We start from the raw sequence: 19,639 nt of genomic DNA on the forward strand, positions 1-19,639 counted from the left end.
ATTCAGGAGAAAACGTGACAAAAATCCGCCAGTTATGTTTGGTCAGTTTATTGCTGACAAGCGGGGTTGCCAGCGCGGCGAATGTCCGTTTGCAGGTTGAGGGGTTATCCGGGGCGCTGGAAAAAAACGTGCGTGCGCAGCTGTCGACCATCGAGAGCGACGAAGTGACGCCGGACCGGCGTTTTCGCGCGCGCGTGGATGATGCGATCCGCGAAGGGCTGAAAGCGCTGGGTTATTACGAACCCACCATTGATTTCGATCTCCGTCCGCCGCCAAAGAAGGGGCGGCAGGTGCTTATTGCCCGCGTTTCACCGGGTGAGCCGGTGTTGATCGGCGGCACTAACGTCATTCTGCGCGGCGGCGCGCGTACGGACCGGGATTACCTGGATCTGCTCAGCACGCGGCCGAAAAACGGTACCGTGCTGAACCACGGTGACTACGACCATTTCAAAAAAGAGCTGACGAGCGTCTCCCTGCGTAAGGGGTACTTTGACAGCCAGTTCGACAAAAGCCAGCTGGGCATTGCGCTCGACAGGCACCAGGCCTTCTGGGATATCGATTATGACAGCGGCGAACGTTATCGTTTCGGCGATGTGACCTTCGAAGGCTCACAAATTCGTGAAGAGTATCTGCAAAACCTCGTGCCTTTCAAAAAGGGCGATTACTACCAGTCACGTGATCTGGCGGAGCTGAACCGCCGCCTCTCCGCCACCGGGTGGTTTAACTCGGTGGTTGTCGCGCCGGAGTTTGATAAATCGCGCAAAACCAAGGTGTTGCCGCTGCATGGCGTTGTTTCGCCGCGCACCGAGAACACCATTGAGACCGGTGTTGGTTATTCGACCGACGTCGGTCCGCGCGTGAAAGCCACGTGGAAAAAGCCGTGGATGAACTCATACGGTCACAGCCTGACCACCAGCGCCAGTATCTCGGCGCCGGAACAGCAGCTCGATTTCAGCTACAAAATGCCGCTGCTGAAAAACCCGCTTGAACAGTATTACCTTGTTCAGGGCGGTTTTAAGCGTACCGACCTGAACGATACCGAGGCAGATTCCACCACGCTTGCGGTATCGCGATACTGGGACCTCTCAAGCGGCTGGCAGCGCGCCATTAACCTGCGCTGGAGTCTGGACCACTTTACCCAGGCCAACGTCACCAACACCACCATGCTGCTCTACCCGGGGGTGATGATCAGCCGTACCCGCTCGCGCGGCGGCCTGATGCCAACCTGGGGCGATTCCCAGCGTTACTCCATCGATTACTCCAACACCATGTGGGGCTCCGATGTGGACTTCTCGGTAATTCAGGCGCAAAACGTCTGGATCCGCACGCTGTATGACAAACACCGTTTCGTGATGCGCGGCAACCTCGGCTGGATTGAAACCGGCGACTTCGACAAAGTTCCGCCGGATCTGCGCTTCTTCGCCGGTGGCGACCGCAGTATTCGCGGTTACAAATACAAGTCCATCGCGCCGAAAGATGATGACGGCAAGCTGATTGGTGCCTCCAAGCTGGCTACCGGCTCGCTGGAGTACCAGTACAACGTCAGCGGAAAATGGTGGGGCGCGATGTTTGTCGACGGCGGCGAAGCGGTAAGCGATATCCGCCGCAGCGACTTTAAAACCGGCGCGGGCGTGGGCGTACGCTGGCAGTCTCCCGTCGGGCCAATCAAGCTCGATTTCGCCGTGCCGGTGGGTGATAAAGAAGAACACGGTTTACAGTTTTACATCGGTCTGGGGCCTGAATTATGAGTTTATGGAAGAAGATAAGCCTCGGGGTGCTGATTTTTATCGTACTGCTGCTCGGTACGGTGGCGTTTCTGGTCGGAACGACGTCTGGCCTGCATCTGCTGTTTAACGCGGCTAACCGCTGGGTTCCCGGGCTGGAAATTGGCCAGGTGACAGGCGGCTGGCGCGATCTGCGTCTGAAAAACATCCGCTACGAGCAGCCTGGCGTGGCGGTAAACGCGGGGGAATTTCACCTCGCGGTGAAGCTGGGCTGTCTGCGGGACAGCAAGCTGTGCGTTAACGATTTGTCGCTGAAAGACGTGAACGTGGCGATAGATTCGAAGAAAATGCCGAAATCGGCCCCCGTTGAGGAAGAGGATAGCGGCCCGCTGAATCTCTCCACACCGTATCCGATTGCCCTCTATCGGGTGGCGCTGGATAACGTCAATGTCAAAATCGACGACACCACCGTCTCCGTCATGGGTTTCACCTCCGGCCTGCGCTGGCAGGAGAAAAACCTCACCCTGACGCCAACCTCCCTTCAGGGGCTGCTGATTGCGCTGCCGAAAGTGGCGGACGTGGCGCAGGAAGAAATTGTCGAACCGAAGATCCAGAACCCGCAGCCGGAAGAGAAACCGCTGGGCGAAACGCTGAAAGATCTCTTCTCTAAACCTGTGCTGCCGGAGATGACGGACGTCCATCTGCCGCTGAACCTGAATATCGAAGCGTTTAAAGGCGAGCAGCTGCGTCTCACCGGCGATACCGATCTGACGGTCTTCCACATGCTGCTTAAAGTCAGCAGCATCGACGGCAACATGAAGCTCGACGCGCTGGATATCGACACCAACCAGGGCTCGGTTAACGCGTCAGGAAATGCCCTGCTGCGCGACAACTGGCCGGTGGATATCACCCTGAACAGTTCGCTCAACATCGACCCGCTGAAAGGCGAAAAAGTGAAGGTCAAAGTGGGCGGGGCGCTGCGCGATAAACTGGATGTCGGCGTTAACCTCTCCGGCCCGGTGGATATGGATCTGCGCGCGCAAACGCAGCTGGCGGAAGCGGGGCTGCCGCTCAACCTTGAGGTTGTCAGTAAGCAGCTCTACTGGCCGTTCACCGGCGAAAAACAGTTCCAGGCCGATGACCTGAAGCTCAAGCTGAGCGGCAAAATGACGGATTACACCCTGTCGTTCCGCACGGCGGTGAAGGGGCAAGGTGTTCCGCCTGCGACGATTACGCTGGATGCTAAAGGCAACGAGCAGCAGGTGAATCTCGACAAACTGACCGTCGCGGCGCTGGAAGGCAAAACTGAACTCACCGCGCTGCTCGACTGGCAGCAGGCGATCAGCTGGCGCGGCGAGCTGAAGCTGACGGGGATCAACACGGCCAAAGAGGTGCCGGACTGGCCATCAAAACTGGACGGCCTGATCAAAACCCGCGGCAGCCTGTATGGCGGTACGTGGCAGATGGACGTGCCGGAAATCAAGCTTACCGGTAACGTGAAGCAGAATAAGGTCAACGTTGAAGGCTCGCTGAAGGGCAACAGCTATCTGCAGTGGGTGATCCCGGGTCTGCACGTGGCGCTGGGCCGTAACACGGCGGATATCAAAGGCGAGCTGGGGGTGAAAGATCTTAATCTGGATGCCACCATTGATGCGCCAAATCTGGATAACGCCCTGCCAGGGTTGGGCGGTACGGCGAAAGGGTTAGTGAAGGTGCGCGGCACGGTAGAGGCTCCGCAGCTGCTGGCCGATATCACCGCCAGCAACCTGCGCTGGCAGGCGCTGACCGTTGCGCGGGTTCGCGTCGAAGGGGATGTGAAATCCACCGATCAGATTGGCGGTAACCTGAACCTGCGCGTGGAGCGCATTTCTCAGCCCGACGTGAACATTAATCTGGTCACTCTGGATGCCAAAGGTAACGAAAAACAGCACGATCTCCAGCTTAAGGTGCAGGGCGAGCCGGTATCCGGTCAGCTTCATCTGACCGGTAGCTTTGATCGCAAACAGGCGCGCTGGAAAGGGACGCTGGACAATACCCGCTTCAACACCCCGGTAGGGCCGCTGGCGCTGTCCCGCTCTATCGCGCTGGACTACCGCAACGCCGAACAAAAGATCAGTATCGGACCGCACTGCTGGACCAACCCGAATGCGGAACTGTGCGTGCCGCAGACCATTGATGCGGGGGCTGAAGGGCGTGCGCAGATCAACCTTAATCGCTTCGACCTGGCGATGCTAAAACCGTTTATGCCGGAGACGACTCAGGCCAGCGGCGTCTTTAGCGGGAAAGCCGATGTCGCATGGGACACGACCAAAGAGGGGCTGCCGCAGGGGAGCGTGACGCTCTCTGGTCGTAACGTGAAGGTGATACAGGAGGTGAACGACGCACCGCTGCCGGTGGCGTTTGATACCCTCAACCTGAGTGCCGATCTGCATAACAACCGCGCGGAGCTGGGGTGGCTTATCCGTCTGACCAACAACGGTCAGTTTGACGGGCAGGTGCAGATTACCGATCCGCAAGGACGCCGTAATCTCGCCGGTAACGTTAATATCCGCAACTTCAACCTGGCGATGGCCAACCCGATTTTCTCACGTGGAGAAAAAGCAGAGGGGATGCTCAGCGCGAACCTGCGCCTGGCGGGCAATGCGCAAAGTCCGCAGCTGTTTGGCCAGATGCAGCTTAACGGCGTGGATATCGACGGCAACTTTATGCCGTTTGATATGCAGCCAAGCCAGATTGCGATGAACTTCAATGGGATGAGCTCGACCCTCGCCGGGGTGGTGCGTACCCAGCAGGGGCAAATCAACCTCAGCGGCGACGCCGACTGGAGCCAGCTTGATAACTGGCGGGCCCGTGTTGCGGCCAAAGGCAGCAAGGTGCGGATCACCGTACCGCCGATGGTACGTCTGGACGTATCCCCGGATATTGTCTTTGAAGCCACCCCAAGCCTCTTCACGCTGGACGGCAACGTGGACGTACCGTGGGCACGCATCGTGGTGCACGAGGTGCCTGAGAGCGCGGTGGGCGTCTCCAGTGACGAAGTCATGCTCAATGAAAATCTCAAACCCGTTGAGCAGAAGAGCGCTGGTATTCCGATCAACAGTAACCTCACCGTTCACGTCGGCAATAACGTGCGTCTGGATGCGTTTGGGCTGAAGGCGAGACTGACAGGGGATCTGAAAGTCGCGCAGGACAAACAGGGACTGGGTCTGAACGGCCAGATCAATATTCCTGAAGGGCGCTTCCATGCCTATGGTCAGGATCTGATTGTGCGTAAAGGTGAACTGCTGTTCTCCGGCCCGCCGGATCAGCCACTGCTCAATATCGAAGCGATTCGTAACCCGGAAGCCACCGAAAACGACGTTATTGCGGGTGTTCGCGTTACCGGTTCTGCTGATGAGCCTAAGGCGGAGATCTTCTCCGACCCGGCAATGTCGCAACAGGAAGCCCTGTCTTACCTGCTGCGTGGGCAAGGACTGGAGAGCGGCCAGAGCGACAGTGCAGCGATGACCTCGATGTTAGTGGGTCTGGGGGTTGCACAAAGTGGGCAGGTTGTGGGTAAAATCGGCGAGACGTTCGGCGTAAGCAATCTGGCACTGGACACTCAGGGCGTGGGTGACTCCTCGCAAGTGGTGGTCAGTGGCTATGTACTGCCGGGTCTGCAGGTAAAATATGGCGTGGGGATCTTTGACTCACTGGCAACACTCACGTTACGCTATCGCCTTATGCCTAAGCTATATCTGGAAGCAGTGTCCGGCGTAGACCAGGCACTTGATCTGCTCTATCAGTTTGAGTTTTAGCAATGCGAATATTTGTCTACGGCAGTTTACGAACCAAGCAAGGCAACAGTCACTGGATGACCAATGCCCTGCTGCTGGGGAATTACAATATCGAGAACTACCAGTTGTATAGCCTGGGCCACTATCCAGGCGCGGTTCCTGGGGAAGGAACAGTACAGGGTGAAGTTTATCGTATTGATAATGCTACACTTGCCGAACTTGATGCCTTGCGCACCAGGGGCGGTGAATACGCTCGCCAGTTGATCCAGACGCCGTATGGAAGTGCGTGGATGTACGTCTACCAGCGTCCGGTCGAGGGGTTAAAGCGGATTGTAAGCGGTAACTGGTTAGACAGAGACCAGTACTGAAAAAAACAACGCCACCGTCAGGTGGCGTTGTTTTTTATGGGCTTAGCTCTCTTCTGTGCTTCGGCGTCGGGTCAAAAACAGCGGAACGAAAAGCATGATGTACGGAGCAACCAGCCATATCAGACACAGGGCGCGTGAAAAGCCGTAGTAGTTGATGCACCGCGTATTGCTTGAAATGACGGGAATAAAAAACAGTAAAAACAGCAAAATGGCATAATCGCTACGGTAGGGGATCCATAAATAAAACAAAAACCAGGCGAGCTGGAATGTCATGATGCAGAGATACTGCCATTTGCTGTCTTTGCCGTAACAGTCAAACGCCTTTATGTAGCCCATCTTTATGCTGTGAAGAAAGAAACGTAGCATGTAAAACGCCCACAATCGCGACGGTCAGGAGTGTGCTGGCCAGCAACTCGATTAAAAAATAGCTATGGGTGATGTTAGTAGCACCTGAGCTCAGGGTATGCCGTTTACTCTACCCGCTGTACATTGCGACAAAAAGGGTAGACACACCTGTCTTCATAAAGCCCTGAAGCAGACACGAAACGGGCATATTCGTCGGTAATTGTTTTAACGCAGCGAGTAGGGCAAATGCAGGCTATTAATAGCGTTAGATAATATCAAAGACCTCTATCGGTAAATATCAGGTCATCACTCTCATAATACCCTGCAAGCTCTTCAAACAGGTCGGCTCTGCCGGGGACAAAACCTGGGGTCACAAGCTCATATATTCTGCTGGTTCCTTGAAATGGTACCCGCTATACCGTATTTAGCGTGCCAGTGTCGCGTCAGACGCAAGGCACAAAAAAGCCCCGACTCGCGGGGCCTTATTATTCAGCGGTAAGAATTACTTCTTCGCAGCGCGTTCGAAAGAGGAGATGATTTCCGCTTTCGCTGCTTCTGCGTTTTCCCAGCCGTCAACTTTAACCCACTTGCCTTTTTCGAGGTCTTTGTAGTGCTCGAAGAAGTGAGTGATCTGCGCTTTCAGCAGTTCTGGCAGGTCGTTCACATCTTTGATGTGATCGTACTCTTTGCTCAGTTTGGTGTGCGGAACAGCAACCAGTTTCGCATCTTCACCAGATTCGTCGGTCATTTTCAGCACGCCAACAGGACGGCAGCGAATGACTGCGCCTGGCTGCAGTGGGTATGGCGTTGGGACCAGTACGTCAACCGGGTCACCGTCCAGAGACAGGGTGTGGTTGATGTAACCGTAGTTGCATGGGTAGAACATGGCGGTAGACATGAAACGGTCTACAAACAGCGCACCGCTCTCTTTGTCCACTTCGTATTTGATAGGATCTGCGTTAGCCGGGATTTCGATAACTACGTAGATGTCTTCTGGCAGTTCTTTACCCGCAGGGACGTTGAGTAAGCTCATGTCTGTGTCCTTTAAAATGGATGGTAAACAAGTGGCAGGTATTATAGCCAACTGGCGCTGAATGTCTCCGCCTGTTTTCGTCTTCTCTCCACGTTCTCCCCACTTTTCAGACCGATTCCATGGCAGAAAAATCCATAAACTCAGCCGCTTTTTTAATGGTGAAATGAAAGCGATTACAAACTTGTGATTAACGTTTTATTCACTTTTCTGAAGTGTGATGTAACGCAATTCGTTACATATTTCATTGGCTATAGTCATTTCGCAGAACATCTTTTAACCAACAATAAACACCCCTACGAGGACGTTCATATGTGGAAGCGCTTACTTCTTGTCACAGCAGTTTCGGCAGCCATGTCGTCTATGGCGATGGCCGCCCCTTTAACCGTAGGTTTTTCCCAGGTCGGCTCTGAATCCGGCTGGCGAGCGGCAGAAACCAACGTTGCGAAAAGCGAGGCCCAGAAACGCGGTATCACCCTGAAAATCGCCGATGCGCAGCAAAAACAGGAAAACCAGATCAAAGCCGTGCGGTCATTTATCGCCCAGGGCGTTGATGCCATCTTTATTGCGCCGGTCGTGGCCACTGGCTGGGAGCCGGTCCTGAAGGAAGCGAAAGACGCTGAGATCCCGGTTGTTTTGCTCGATCGTTCCATTGATGTAAAAGACAAATCTCTCTATATGACCACCGTCACCGCCAATAACGTTCTTGAGGGTCAATTAATTGGTGACTGGCTGGTGAAACAGGTGGATGGCAAGCCGTGTAACGTCGTTGAGTTGCAGGGTACCGTCGGGGCGAGCGTGGCCATCGATCGTAAGAAAGGCTTCGCGGAGGCCATCGCCAAAGCGCCAAACATTAAGATTATCCGCTCTCAGTCCGGCGACTTTACCCGCAGTAAAGGTAAAGAGGTCATGGAGAGCTTTATCAAGGCTGAAAACAACGGCAAGAACATCTGCATGGTTTACGCCCACAACGATGACATGGTGATCGGGGCTATTCAGGCCATCAAAGAAGCGGGGCTGAAGCCGGGCAAAGATATCCTCACGGGCTCTATCGATGGCGTGCCGGATATCTATAAAGCGATGATGGACGGCGAAGCGAACGCCAGCGTGGAGCTGACGCCAAACATGGCCGGCCCGGCATTCGATGCGCTGGAGAAATTCAAGAAAGACGGCACCCTGCCTGAAAAAGTGACGATCACCAAATCAACGCTCTACCTGCCTGACACCGCGAAAGAAGAGTTAGAGAAGAAGAAAAATATGGGCTACTAAGGCCTTTTCCCTCGCCCCTTACTCCCCTCCTCTCCCCTGAGGGGAGAGGGTGTACAAGGGCGGGTAGACTGGCATGAACATTTCCCTCTCCCCAACCGGGAGAGGGCGAGGGTGAGGGGGAAACATGACCGACACACAACACCAGGAAATCCTCCGCACAGAGGGCTTAAGCAAGTTTTTCCCCGGTGTAAAAGCGCTGGATAACGTTGATTTTAGCCTGCGACGCGGTGAGATTATGGCGCTGCTGGGAGAGAACGGTGCGGGAAAATCGACGCTGATTAAGGCACTTACCGGCGTTTACCATGCCGATCGCGGCACAATCTGGCTAGAAGGCAACGCCATTTCGCCAAAAAACACCGCCCATGCGCAGCAGCTGGGGATTGGGACGGTTTACCAGGAAGTGAACCTGCTGCCGAATATGTCGGTGGCGGATAACCTGTTTATCGGCCGTGAGCCAAGACGCTTCGGCCTGCTGCGACGCAAAGAGATGGAAGCGCGGGCCACCAGGCTGATGGAATCCTATGGCTTCTCCCTGGACGTTCGCGAACCGCTGAACCGTTTTTCCGTCGCGATGCAGCAAATTGTCGCGATTTGCCGGGCGATCGATCTCTCCGCGAAAGTGCTGATCCTCGATGAGCCCACCGCGAGCCTGGATACCCAGGAAGTCGAAATGCTCTTTACCCTGATGCGCCAGCTGCGCGATCAGGGGGTAAGCCTGATCTTCGTCACCCACTTCCTCGATCAGGTGTATGAGGTCAGCGATCGCATCACGGTGCTGCGCAACGGCAGCTTTGTCGGCTGCCGCGAAACCCGCGAGCTGCCGCAGATAGAACTGGTCAAAATGATGCTGGGCCGCGAGCTGGAAACCAACGCGCTTCAGCGTGCAGGCCGCACGCTGCTCAGCGATAAACCGGTCGCAGCCTTCAGCGATTTTGGCAAAAAAGGGGTGATCTCACCCTTTAATCTGGACGTGCGGCCCGGTGAAATTGTCGGGCTGGCGGGCCTGCTGGGTTCCGGGCGCACCGAAACCGCTGAGGTGATCTTCGGGATCAAACCTGCGGACAGCGGCAGCGCGCTGATCAAAGGTAAACCGCAGACCCTGCGATCGCCGCATCAGGCCTCCTGCCTGGGCGTGGGCTTCTGCCCGGAAGACAGGAAAACCGATGGCATAATTGCCGCCGCCTCGGTGCGGGAAAATATCATTCTGGCTCTGCAGGCGCAGCGCGGATGGCTACGCCCCATCCCGCGGAAAGAACAAAACGCCATTGCCGAGCGATTTATCCGTCAGCTCGGTATACGTACGCCGAGCGCTGAACAGCCCATTGAATTTCTCTCCGGTGGCAACCAGCAGAAGGTATTGCTGTCACGCTGGCTGCTGACTAAACCCCAGTTCCTGATCCTCGATGAACCGACGCGCGGTATCGACGTTGGGGCGCACGCCGAAATTATCCGGCTTATCGAAACGCTGTGTGCAGACGGTCTGGCGCTGCTGGTTATCTCATCCGAGCTGGAAGAGCTGGTGGGGTATGCCGATCGCGTCATCATCATGCGCGATCGTAAGCAGGTGGCAGAGATCCCGCTGGATAAACTGTCCGTTCCGGCAATCATGAATGCCATCGCGGCGTAAGGAGTTAATCGTGATGCCCCGTTCGCTTCCGCAAACCGGTGCAACCAGGCGCCGCTTCACCTGGCCTACCGGCACGCCGCAAATTATCGCGTTGCTGCTGGTGCTGCTGATCGATAGCCTGGTCGCCCCGCATTTCTTTCAGATTATCGTGCAGGATGGCCGGCTGTTTGGCAGTCCGATAGACATTTTAAACCGTGCCGCCCCGGTGGCGCTTCTGGCCATTGGTATGACGCTGGTGATTGCCACCGGCGGGATTGACCTCTCCGTCGGTGCGGTGATGGCCATCGCCGGCGCCACGGCAGCGTCCATGACCGTCGCCGGGCACAGCCTGCCGGTGGTGCTGCTGGCTGCATTAGGTACCGGGGTGCTGGCCGGACTGTGGAACGGCATTCTGGTGGCGGTCCTGAAAATTCAGCCGTTTGTCGCCACTCTCATCCTGATGGTGGCCGGACGCGGTGTGGCACAGCTTATCACCTCGGGTCAGATTGTGACCTTCAACTCCCCCGGCCTGGCATGGCTTGGCAGCGGTAAACTGTTCTTCTTCCCGACGCCGATCGTTATTGCGCTGGTCACATTAGTCGTGTTCTGGCTCTTTACCCGTAAAACGGCGCTGGGCATGTTCATTGAAGCGGTCGGGATTAACATCCGTGCGGCGCGAAACGCCGGGGTTAATACGCGGCTGATGGTCATGCTGACCTACGTGCTGAGCGGCATTTGCGCCGCCATTGCCGGGGTGATCGTCGCGGCGGACATCCGTGGTGCGGATGCCAACAACGCCGGGCTATGGCTGGAGCTGGATGCGATCCTGGCGGTGGTTATTGGTGGCGGATCGCTGATGGGCGGGCGGTTTAATCTGCTGCTCTCGGTGATCGGCGCGCTGATTATTCAGGGTATGAATACCGGGATCCTGCTCTCCGGTTTTCAGCCGGAACTCAACCAGGTGGTGAAAGCGGTGGTCGTGCTCTGCGTGCTGATCGTCCAGTCGCCGCGCTTTGTCAGCATCATTAAAGGGATCCGTGGCCATGATAAAACGTAATTTACCGTTAATGATCACCCTGGGCGTGTTTGTGCTGGGTTATCTCTACTGCCTGACGCAATTCCCGGGCTTCGCCTCTACCCGGGTGATTTGCAACATTCTGACGGATAACGCCTTTTTAGGCATTATCGCCGTTGGCATGACCTTTGTGATCCTCTCCGGCGGGATCGATCTCTCGGTTGGGTCGGTGATCGCTTTCACGGGCGTATTCCTCGCAAAAGCGATCGGTTTCTGGGGGATCTCACCGCTGCTGGCCTTCCCGCTGGTGCTGGTGATGGGCTGCGCGTTTGGCGCCTTTATGGGGCTTTTGATCGACGCGCTGAAAATTCCGGCCTTTATTATCACCCTCGCCGGCATGTTCTTCCTGCGCGGCGTGAGCTACCTGGTCTCGGAAGAATCGATTCCGATTAACCATCCTGTCTACGACACGCTCTCCAGCCTGGCGTGGAAAATCCCCGGGGGCGGTCGTCTGAGCGCGATGGGGTTGCTGATGCTGGGCGTGGTGGTGGTGGGGATCTTCCTTGCCCACCGTACCCGGTTTGGTAATCAGGTCTATGCCATTGGCGGCAGTGCCACCTCGGCAAACCTGATGGGGATCTCCACCCGCAGCACCACAATCCGCATCTATATGCTCTCGACCGGACTGGCGACGCTGGCGGGTATCGTCTTCTCGATTTATACCCAGGCGGGTTATGCCCTGGCAGGCGTCGGGGTGGAGCTTGATGCCATCGCCTCGGTGGTGATTGGCGGCACGTTGCTCAGCGGCGGCGTTGGCACGGTGCTGGGGACGCTGTTCGGCGTGGCGATCCAGGGACTGATCCAGACCTATATCAACTTTGACGGCACGCTCAGTTCATGGTGGACCAAGATCGCCATTGGCATTCTGTTGTTTATTTTTATCGCCCTGCAGCGCGGCCTGACGGTGCTCTGGGAGAACCGACAAAGCTCGCCTGTTACCCGTGTAAACACTTCAATAACAGAGCCATAACACGCTGAATTTGCTTAAAGTCTAAACATTTTCCGGTAGCGGCCGATACTCTTTTTTTATGCCCAGAAATATCTCGCTACCGGAAATAATATCATGCTTAAAACGCTATCGATTCGTACCGGCTTGCTCTCTTTACTGGCCGTTATGACCCTTCTGCTGCTGATTGTCAGCGGCATTGGCATTTATGCCCTCACACAGAGTTCTTCTTCACTCCAGCGCATCAACCATCTCCAGGGTGAGCAGATGGTGCAGCTTAATTCTGGCTATACCCTGATCCTGCGCGCGCGTAATGAAGCGGGTCAGGCGGTCCGGATGATGGAAATCGGCATGCTGGATGATGCGGCCAAATCGGTGAAAAACATCAATCAGGAGATTGCCCAGGCCCGTAAAACGCTGAAAGGCGTGATCGACGGCGGGGTGGCGGATGAGCAGGGACAAAAACTGCTGGATAAGGTGGCCGCGAGTCTGGCGACCTATAACCAGCAGGGGATCGACCCGATGCTGAAAGCCCTGAACGATCAGAGCGCAGACAGCTATTACGATCTGCTGGAGAACACGCTGATCCCGGTGGCGGCGCAGTTTGATAATGATATGCAGGTCTTTCAGAAATGGAGCGAAGCGCGCGGGAAAGCGGAAGTGAAGGCCGTGCAGTCGAGCAAAAACCGGGTACTGATCCTGATCGTGGTGGCCGCGCTGCTGACGGCTGGCATTATTGTGCTGGCGTGGCTGGTACTGCGTCACATGCTGCTCAAACCGCTTTCGGCCTCCATTGCTCAGCTGGAGAACGTGGCGGCGGGCGATTTAACCCACACGCTGAATGACCCGGCGAGCCAGGAGTTTAACCGCCTGAACGCGGCCATTGAGGGGATGCGGCAGTCTCTGATGAACTCGGTTTTACGGGTACGTGATGCCAGCTCGCAAATTGATACCGGCAGCCGCGAGCTGACGGCGGGGAACATGGATCTTGCCCAGCGCACGGAATCCACCGCGACATCGCTTGAGCAGACGGCCGCCAGCATGGAAGAGATCACCGCCACGGTGAAACTCAATGCAGACAACGCCGAGCAGGCGCACCAGCTGGCGAAATCCGTGTCTGACACCGCCGATCACGGCAGCGAAATGGTCTGCTACGTGATTGAAAAAATGCGTGATATCGCCGGCAGTTCGGCACGCATCGCCGATATTCTGAGCGTCATTGACGGCATTGCCTTCCAGACCAATATTCTGGCGCTGAACGCCTCGGTGGAAGCAGCGCGCGCGGGTGAGCAGGGGCGCGGGTTTGCCGTTGTCGCCGGTGAAGTGCGAAACCTCGCCAGCCGCAGCGCTGACGCAGCAAAAGAGATCCGTTCGCTTATCAGTGATTCTCAGACCCATGTAAACGAAGGCAGCGAGCTGGCGCAGCAGGCTGGCGAAACGATGGATGAGATCGCAACAGAAGTACTGCGCATGACCAAACTGATGCGCGAGATTGCGACCGCGTCCCAGGAGCAGAGTCGCGGCATTGAGCAGGTGAATATTGCCGTGAATCAGATGGACGAAACCGCGCAGCAGAATGCGGCGCTGGTCCAGCAATCTTCTGCCGCGACGCGCTCGCTGGAAGAGCAATCGCGTCAGCTGATGGACGCCATGGCATCATTTAAACTGACGGCTCAGACAGCGGCATAATATTTTCCCGCCCCGGCGCATTCTGCGTCGGGGTTTTATGTGTCGCTGAATTTAATGCGCCAATATTATCGTGAATATCGCCCATTAATATTTCCAGAGACTGGGTTAATGCTAATGCATTTTCAGTCGGCTCAAGATATAACCCTTTGCGGAAAAATAGCGGCTCGTCAAACAGCTGATTAAAGCGTTTTAATGCCAGACTCACCGCGGGGCGCGACATCTCCAGACGTACAGAGGCTTTTGCCATACTGCCGCAGCGGACCACTTCAATAAAAACAGGGATAAGATTTAAATCAATGCCGGTATTAGCACGGGAATAATTTTTCATGACGGTTAGGCTCCAGGAAATATTTGTCAAACTGTTATGGAAATAATGCAGGAGCAAAACCGAATATTAAAGCGTGTTTTTTATAAACACTTATACGGTAAAATATATAAATGAAGCGGGGAGCCTGAAGGGCTCCCCGTGTTATGGGTTATGCGTCCGGATACTCACGGATAAAACGTTCAACGTCATCAACCATATGGGTGTTGCCGACAAAGAACGAACGACGCTGGTGCAGGCTTTCCGGCACGATGTCCAGAATACGCTCTTTACCGTCGCTCGCCTTGCCGCCAGCCTGTTCGGCCAGGAACGCCATTGGGTTGCATTCATACAGCAGACGCAGCTTGCCGTCAGGGTGGCTTGCCGTGCTTGGGTAGAGGTAGATACCGCCTTTCAGCAGGTTGCGGTGGAAGTCAGCAACCAGCGAGCCGATATAGCGGGACGTGTACGGGCGCTGAGTGGCTTTATCTTCTTCCTGGCAGAACTTGATGTATTTCTTCACGCCGTTCGGGAATCGGATGTAGTTGCCTTCGTTGATGGAGTAGGTGTTGCCCTTCTCCGGGAAGCGCATACGTTCCTGGCTCAGGCAGAAAACGCCCAGCGAGGGATCGTAAGTAAAGGCGTGAACGCCGCAGCCCGTGGTGTACACCAGCATGGTGGAGGAGCCATAAACGACGTAACCGGCCGCCACCTGGTTACTGCCCGGCTGCAGGAAATCTTCCTCTGTCACCGGCGTGCCAACAGGCGTGACGCGGCGGTAGATGGAGAAAATGGTACCGACAGAAACGTTAACGTCGATGTTAGAGGAACCGTCCAGCGGATCCATCAGCACAACGTATTTAGCGTGTTCACACCCTTCGAAAACGACAATTTCATCTTCTTCTTCGGAGGCGATACCCGCCACGATGTCGCGCGCGCGCAGTGCAGCTTTCAGTTTTTCATTTGCGAACAGATCGAGTTTCTGTTGAACCTCGCCCTGAACGTTCTCGGCACCGCTGGCACCCAGGATATCGACCAGACCGGCCTTGTTGATATCACGGTGGATGATCTTAGCGCCCAGCTTTATTGCCGACAGCAAAGCAGTGAGTTCACCCGTAGCATGAGAAAACTCGTGCTGCTTTTCGACAATAAATTCACCTAACGTTTTCATAACACTTTCCCTGCATCTTTGTGAGTAGAGCGATTGTATGTTCACTAAAACGACTAAAGCCCAACAATCTTAACAAACATTCAAATATTAGCGCAGAGGTGAATCGCGCCAGCAATATACGGATTTACCTGAAATGCGTTTCGCTGTCGCTGACATGTGAGTAAAATGTGCGCCACATTGAAGAAGGATAGTGACGTATGCGCATTCATATATTGGGGATTTGTGGCACTTTCATGGGCGGACTGGCAATGCTGGCGCGCTCTCTGGGCCATGAAGTGACAGGTTCGGACGCCAATGTGTATCCGCCGATGAGCACGCTTCTGGAGAAACAGGGCATCTCTCTGATTCAGGGATACGATGCCAGCCAGCTGGATCCTGAGCCGGATCTGGTGATCATTGGCAACGCCATGACCCGCGGTAATCCGTGCGTTGAGGCGGTTCTGGAACGCAACATTCCGTTCATGTCTGGCCCGCAGTGGCTGCATGATTTCGTGCTGCGCGACCGTTGGGTCGTTGCCGTAGCCGGAACGCATGGCAAAACCACGACCGCCGGAATGGCGACCTGGATCCTCGAAGCCTGTGGTTATAAGCCAGGTTTTGTGATCGGGGGTGTACCGGGTAATTTCGATGTTTCTGCGCGTCTGGGTGACAGCCCGTTCTTCGTGATCGAAGCCGACGAGTATGACTGCGCGTTCTTCGACAAGCGCTCCAAGTTTGTGCACTACTGCCCGCGGACGCTGATCCTCAACAACCTTGAGTTCGATCACGCCGATATTTTTGACGACCTGAAAGCGATTCAGAAACAGTTCCACCATCTGGTGCGCATCGTTCCGGGTCAGGGCCGCATCATCCTGCCGGAAAACGACATCAACCTGAAGCAAACCCTGGCGATGGGATGCTGGAGCGAGCAGGAGCTGGTGGGCGAGCAGGGGCACTGGCAGGCGAAAAAACTTAACGCGGATGCCTCCGAGTGGGAAGTGCTGCTCGACGGTGAGAAAGTGGGTGAGGTGAAGTGGGGCCTGGTGGGCGAGCACAACATGCACAACGGCCTGATGGCGATTGCCGCGGCACGTCATGTGGGCGTTCAGCCTGCGGATGCGGCGGATGCGTTAGGCTCGTTCATTAACGCCCGCCGTCGTCTGGAGCTGCGCGGTGAAGCCCACGGCGTCACGGTGTATGACGATTTTGCGCATCACCCGACCGCCATTCTGGCGACGCTTGCAGCTTTACGCGGCAAAGTCGGCGGGACCGCCCGCATTCTGGCCGTGCTGGAACCGCGTTCGAACACCATGAAAATGGGCATCTGCAAAGACGATCTTGCGCCATCCTTAGGGCGTGCCGATGAAGTCTTCCTGCTGCAGCCGCAGCATATTCCGTGGCAGGTGGCCGAAGTGGCCGATGCCTGCATTCAGCCTGCGCACTGGAGTGCGGATGTGGATGCGCTGGCGGATATGGTGGTGAAAGCCGCACAGCCAGGCGATCACATTCTGGTGATGAGCAACGGCGGTTTTGGTGGGATCCATCAGAAGCTGCTGGACGGTCTGGCGAAGAAAGCGCAGGCGGTCGCCGAGTAAAAAAAAGCCCGGTAGCGCTCACGCTTACCGGGCTTTTTCTCCCTCGCCCACAGGGAGAGGGGCGGGGTTAAGGGCACTCAACGATGCTGTGCTTACTCTTCGTTTTCAGACAGCTCACGCAGATACTGGAAAATCAGGCGTGCAGACTTCGGCGGCTTGTTCGCTTCTTTCTCTTTCTGGGCATTGCGGATCAACGAACGCAGCTGCTGGCGATCGGCATCCGGCCACAGGTTCAGTACTTCCGGTACCGCATCATCACCTTGTTCAATCAGACGATCGCGGATCTGCTCAAGCTTATGGAACAGCGCAACCTGCTGGTTGTGGCGGTTTTTCAGTTTGTCCAGCGCCTGGCGGATCGGTTCAACGTCACGCTGACGCAGCATTTTACCGATAAGCTGAAGCTGACGGCGACGGCCTTCTTTCTTGATTTTCTGTGCCAGTTCAATGGCATCGCGCAGATCCTGGTCGAGCGGGAGTTTATCCAGCGCGTTTTTACCCAGTTCTACCATTTCCGCGCCAAGCTGTTTTAACTCTTCGGCGTCACGTTTAATTTCACTTTTACTGACCCAGATGATCTCATCATCTTCGTCTTCGATGTCATCACCGGGAACGTCGTCGAGCCAGTCTTCGGGCTGCTTAGTCATGTCAGGCTCCTTAAAAAAAGAGGCTAATGTTACCAGTTAAGACGCGCACTGAAAAACGGTTCTCTGTTAGACTTCAATTAACTCTCTCTTACAGTATGGCATTTGCGATGAAAGTAACCTCACAAGTTGAAGCGCAGCGTAAGATTCTGGAAGAAGCCGTCTCCACCGCGCTGACGCTCGCTTCAGGTAAATCAGATGGCGCCGAAGTGGCGGTAAGCAAAACCACCGGCATCAGCGTCAGCACCCGCTACGGCGAAGTGGAAAATGTAGAATTCAACAGCGATGGCGCCCTGGGGATCACGGTTTATCACCAGAATCGCAAAGGCAGCGCGTCATCGACCGATCTCAGCCCGGATGCCATTGCCCGTACGGTGCAGGCTGCGCTGGATATTGCGCGTTACACCTCGCCCGATCCTTACGCCGGCGTTGCCGACAAAGAGCTGCTGGCATTCGATGCCCCGGATCTCGATCTTTTCCACCCGGCGGAAGTGACGCCGGACGAAGCGATCGAACTGGCTGCCCGTGCCGAGCAGGCGTCCCTGCAGGCCGATAAACGCATCACCAATACCGAAGGCGGAAGTTTTAACAGCCACTACGGTATCAAAGTGTTTGGTAACAGCCACGGGATGCTGCAGGGCTACTGCTCAACGCGCCATTCGCTCTCCAGCTGCGTTATCGCTGAAGAGAACGGGGATATGGAGCGTGATTACGCCTACACCATCGGTCGCGCGCTGGGCGATTTGCAGTCTCCTGAGTGGGTTGGCGCAGAATGCGCGCAGCGCACGCTGTCCCGTCTGTCGCCACGTAAACTCTCCACCATGAAAGCCCCGGTCATTTTTGCCAATGAAGTGGCGACCGGCCTGTTTGGCCACCTGGTGGGGGCGATTGCCGGGGGCTCCGTTTACCGTAAATCGACGTTCCTGCTCGACTCGCTGGGCAAGCAGATCCTGCCGGAATGGCTGACCATTGAAGAGCATCCGCACCTGCTGAAAGGGCTGGCCTCGACGCCGTTCGACAGCGAAGGTGTGCGCACCGAGCGCCGCGATATCATCAAAGACGGCATTCTGACGCAGTGGCTGCTGACCAACTACTCTGCGCGCAAGCTGGGTCTGAAAAGCACCGGTCACGCGGGCGGCATTCACAACTGGCGAATCGCGGGTCAGGGCCTGAGCTTTGAGCAGATGCTTAAAGAGATGGGCACCGGTCTGGTCGTCACTGAGTTAATGGGCCAGGGCGTAAGCGGCATTACCGGCGATTATTCGCGCGGCGCAGCGGGCTTCTGGGTTGAGAACGGTGAAATTCAGTATCCGGTTAGCGAAATTACCATCGCCGGCAACCTGAAAGACATGTGGCGCAATATTGTTACTGTCGGTAACGATATTGAAACACGTAGCAATATACAGTGTGGTTCAGTCCTCTTACCGGAGATGAAAATCGCCGGGCAGTAATACCCGTAAAGGCGTTTAATAATAAAAAAGGAAGTGAGCAATGCGTAAACACCTGTTAGCGATCGTCGCAGCGTCAACGCTGGTTCTTGGTTCTTCTGCGTTTGCTGCCGATCTCGAAGACGACATGGGCATCCTCAGTGAAAACCTGAAGGTGGTGCAGAAAACGGACAATGCGGCGGAAATGAAAGGCGCATTGACCAAAATGCGTGAAGCGGCACTGGACGCGCAGAAATCCACGCCGCCAAAGCTGGAAAATAAAGCGGCAGACAGCGCTGAGATGAAAGACTACCGCCACGGCTTTGACGTGCTGGTCGGCCAGATTGACGGTGCACTGAAGCTTGCCAACGAAGGCAAAGTGAAGGAAGCCCAGGCGGCAGCCGACCAGTTTGTGACCACGCGTAATACCTATCACAAAAAGTATCGTTAATTCTCGGTACGCGCTTTCCCCGTGCGGGGGCGGTTAATCGCCCCCGCATGTTTGCTTTCCGGGCATAAGAAAACCTTATCCACCTCACATATTTGCACGCCTGCCCATAATCTTTTTCGCTCCCACGCCCCCTTAATTGCCGTCAGATAGCGTGATATTCATCACGTAAATACAGTGATTTATCTATATTCAGCATATTTATGTGGCACAGATCACTGCCGGTGCTCGCCTTTCCACTTCGAA

At 55.6% G+C, this 19,639-nt stretch carries 16 protein-coding genes; 11 read left to right on the forward strand and 5 right to left on the reverse strand.

The features are described from left to right. Positions 1-14: 14 nt before the first annotated feature. Genes tamA through L462_RS02150 form a run of 3 tightly spaced genes read left to right on the forward strand, consistent with a single transcriptional unit; the run spans position 15 to position 5,868 of the window. Positions 15-1,748, forward strand: coding sequence for an autotransporter assembly complex protein TamA (gene tamA, locus L462_RS02160; RefSeq protein ID WP_020882918.1), 1,734 nt, complete (start codon positions 15-17; stop codon positions 1,746-1,748). Beyond that, positions 1,745-5,521: an autotransporter assembly complex protein TamB gene (gene tamB / locus L462_RS02155; RefSeq protein ID WP_032679507.1), complete on the forward strand. Its 3,777-nt coding sequence runs from the start codon at positions 1,745-1,747 to the stop codon at positions 5,519-5,521. The genes tamA and tamB overlap by 4 nt, the downstream gene beginning before the upstream one ends. Before the next feature lie 2 nt (positions 5,522-5,523). After that, on the forward strand, positions 5,524-5,868 hold the full coding sequence (locus L462_RS02150) for a gamma-glutamylcyclotransferase family protein (protein WP_014168360.1): 345 nt from the start codon (positions 5,524-5,526) through the stop codon (positions 5,866-5,868). 42 nt (positions 5,869-5,910) lie between these two features. On the opposite strand, the gene L462_RS02145 is transcribed toward L462_RS02150, so the two are convergent. Together L462_RS02145 and ppa are read right to left on the reverse strand one after the other, a co-directional pair. Beyond that, positions 5,911-6,204 (reverse strand): hypothetical protein, encoded by a 294-nt coding sequence (locus L462_RS02145; RefSeq protein WP_032669643.1) that lies wholly within the window; start codon positions 6,202-6,204, stop codon positions 5,911-5,913. Between the two features lie 511 nt (positions 6,205-6,715). Next, complete coding sequence (gene ppa, locus L462_RS02140) at positions 6,716-7,246, reverse strand: inorganic diphosphatase (protein ID WP_020882913.1); 531 nt, start codon at positions 7,244-7,246, stop codon at positions 6,716-6,718. A 309-nt stretch (positions 7,247-7,555) separates the two neighbouring features. On the opposite strand from ppa, the gene ytfQ reads away from it, so the two are divergent. The 5 genes from ytfQ to L462_RS02115 all read left to right on the forward strand — a co-directional run bounded on the left by ytfQ (position 7,556) and on the right by L462_RS02115 (position 13,828). Then, a complete protein-coding gene (gene ytfQ / locus L462_RS02135; protein ID WP_020882912.1) occupies positions 7,556-8,512 on the forward strand; it encodes a galactofuranose ABC transporter substrate-binding protein YtfQ in 957 nt (318 codons plus the stop codon). A gap of 124 nt (positions 8,513-8,636) precedes the next feature. Next, on the forward strand, positions 8,637-10,139 hold the full coding sequence (ytfR, locus tag L462_RS02130; protein WP_020882911.1) for a galactofuranose ABC transporter, ATP-binding protein YtfR: 1,503 nt from the start codon (positions 8,637-8,639) through the stop codon (positions 10,137-10,139). Positions 10,140-10,149: 10 nt separating this feature from the next. Continuing rightward, positions 10,150-11,175, forward strand: a complete 1,026-nt coding sequence (gene ytfT, locus L462_RS02125) for a galactofuranose ABC transporter, ATP-binding protein YtfT (RefSeq protein ID WP_025205793.1) — start codon at positions 10,150-10,152, stop codon at positions 11,173-11,175. Beyond that, a complete protein-coding gene (gene yjfF / locus L462_RS02120) occupies positions 11,162-12,163 on the forward strand; it encodes a galactofuranose ABC transporter, permease protein YjfF (RefSeq protein ID WP_032679508.1) in 1,002 nt (333 codons plus the stop codon). Before ytfT ends, yjfF begins: the two co-directional genes overlap by 14 nt. A 93-nt stretch (positions 12,164-12,256) precedes the next feature. Further along, entirely contained in the window at positions 12,257-13,828 is a 1,572-nt protein-coding gene (locus L462_RS02115; RefSeq protein ID WP_025205790.1) for a methyl-accepting chemotaxis protein, read from the forward strand. Here L462_RS02115 and L462_RS02110 read toward each other — a convergent pair. Next, positions 13,800-14,156 (reverse strand): helix-turn-helix domain-containing protein, encoded by a 357-nt coding sequence (locus L462_RS02110; RefSeq protein ID WP_025205788.1) that lies wholly within the window; start codon positions 14,154-14,156, stop codon positions 13,800-13,802. The two genes, L462_RS02115 and L462_RS02110, sit on opposite strands and share 29 nt — an antisense overlap. Positions 14,157-14,304: 148 nt before the next feature. Beyond that, positions 14,305-15,303: a class 1 fructose-bisphosphatase gene (gene fbp, locus L462_RS02105; protein WP_020882906.1), complete on the reverse strand. Its 999-nt coding sequence runs from the start codon at positions 15,301-15,303 to the stop codon at positions 14,305-14,307. Between the two features lie 197 nt (positions 15,304-15,500). Between fbp and mpl the strand changes: the two genes are divergently transcribed. Further along, on the forward strand, positions 15,501-16,877 hold the full coding sequence (gene mpl / locus L462_RS02100) for a UDP-N-acetylmuramate:L-alanyl-gamma-D-glutamyl-meso-diaminopimelate ligase (protein ID WP_025205787.1): 1,377 nt from the start codon (positions 15,501-15,503) through the stop codon (positions 16,875-16,877). 92 nt (positions 16,878-16,969) lie between these two features. Here the strand turns inward: mpl and yjgA are convergent, their stop codons facing one another. Next, complete coding sequence (gene yjgA / locus L462_RS02095) at positions 16,970-17,521, reverse strand: ribosome biogenesis factor YjgA (RefSeq protein ID WP_014168373.1); 552 nt, start codon at positions 17,519-17,521, stop codon at positions 16,970-16,972. Between the two features lie 95 nt (positions 17,522-17,616). Between yjgA and pmbA the strand changes: the two genes are divergently transcribed. Continuing rightward, a complete protein-coding gene (gene pmbA, locus L462_RS02090; protein WP_032679509.1) occupies positions 17,617-18,969 on the forward strand; it encodes a metalloprotease PmbA in 1,353 nt (450 codons plus the stop codon). A gap of 40 nt (positions 18,970-19,009) precedes the next feature. Continuing rightward, the gene (gene cybC, locus L462_RS02085; protein ID WP_014168375.1) at positions 19,010-19,396 is read left to right on the forward strand and encodes a cytochrome b562; all 387 of its coding nucleotides are present in this window, start codon (positions 19,010-19,012) and stop codon (positions 19,394-19,396) included. Positions 19,397-19,639 lie beyond the last annotated feature (243 nt).

The organism is Enterobacter sp. BIDMC 26 (assembly GCF_000534435.1).
Taxonomy (GTDB): Bacteria; Pseudomonadota; Gammaproteobacteria; order Enterobacterales; family Enterobacteriaceae; genus Enterobacter; species Enterobacter ludwigii.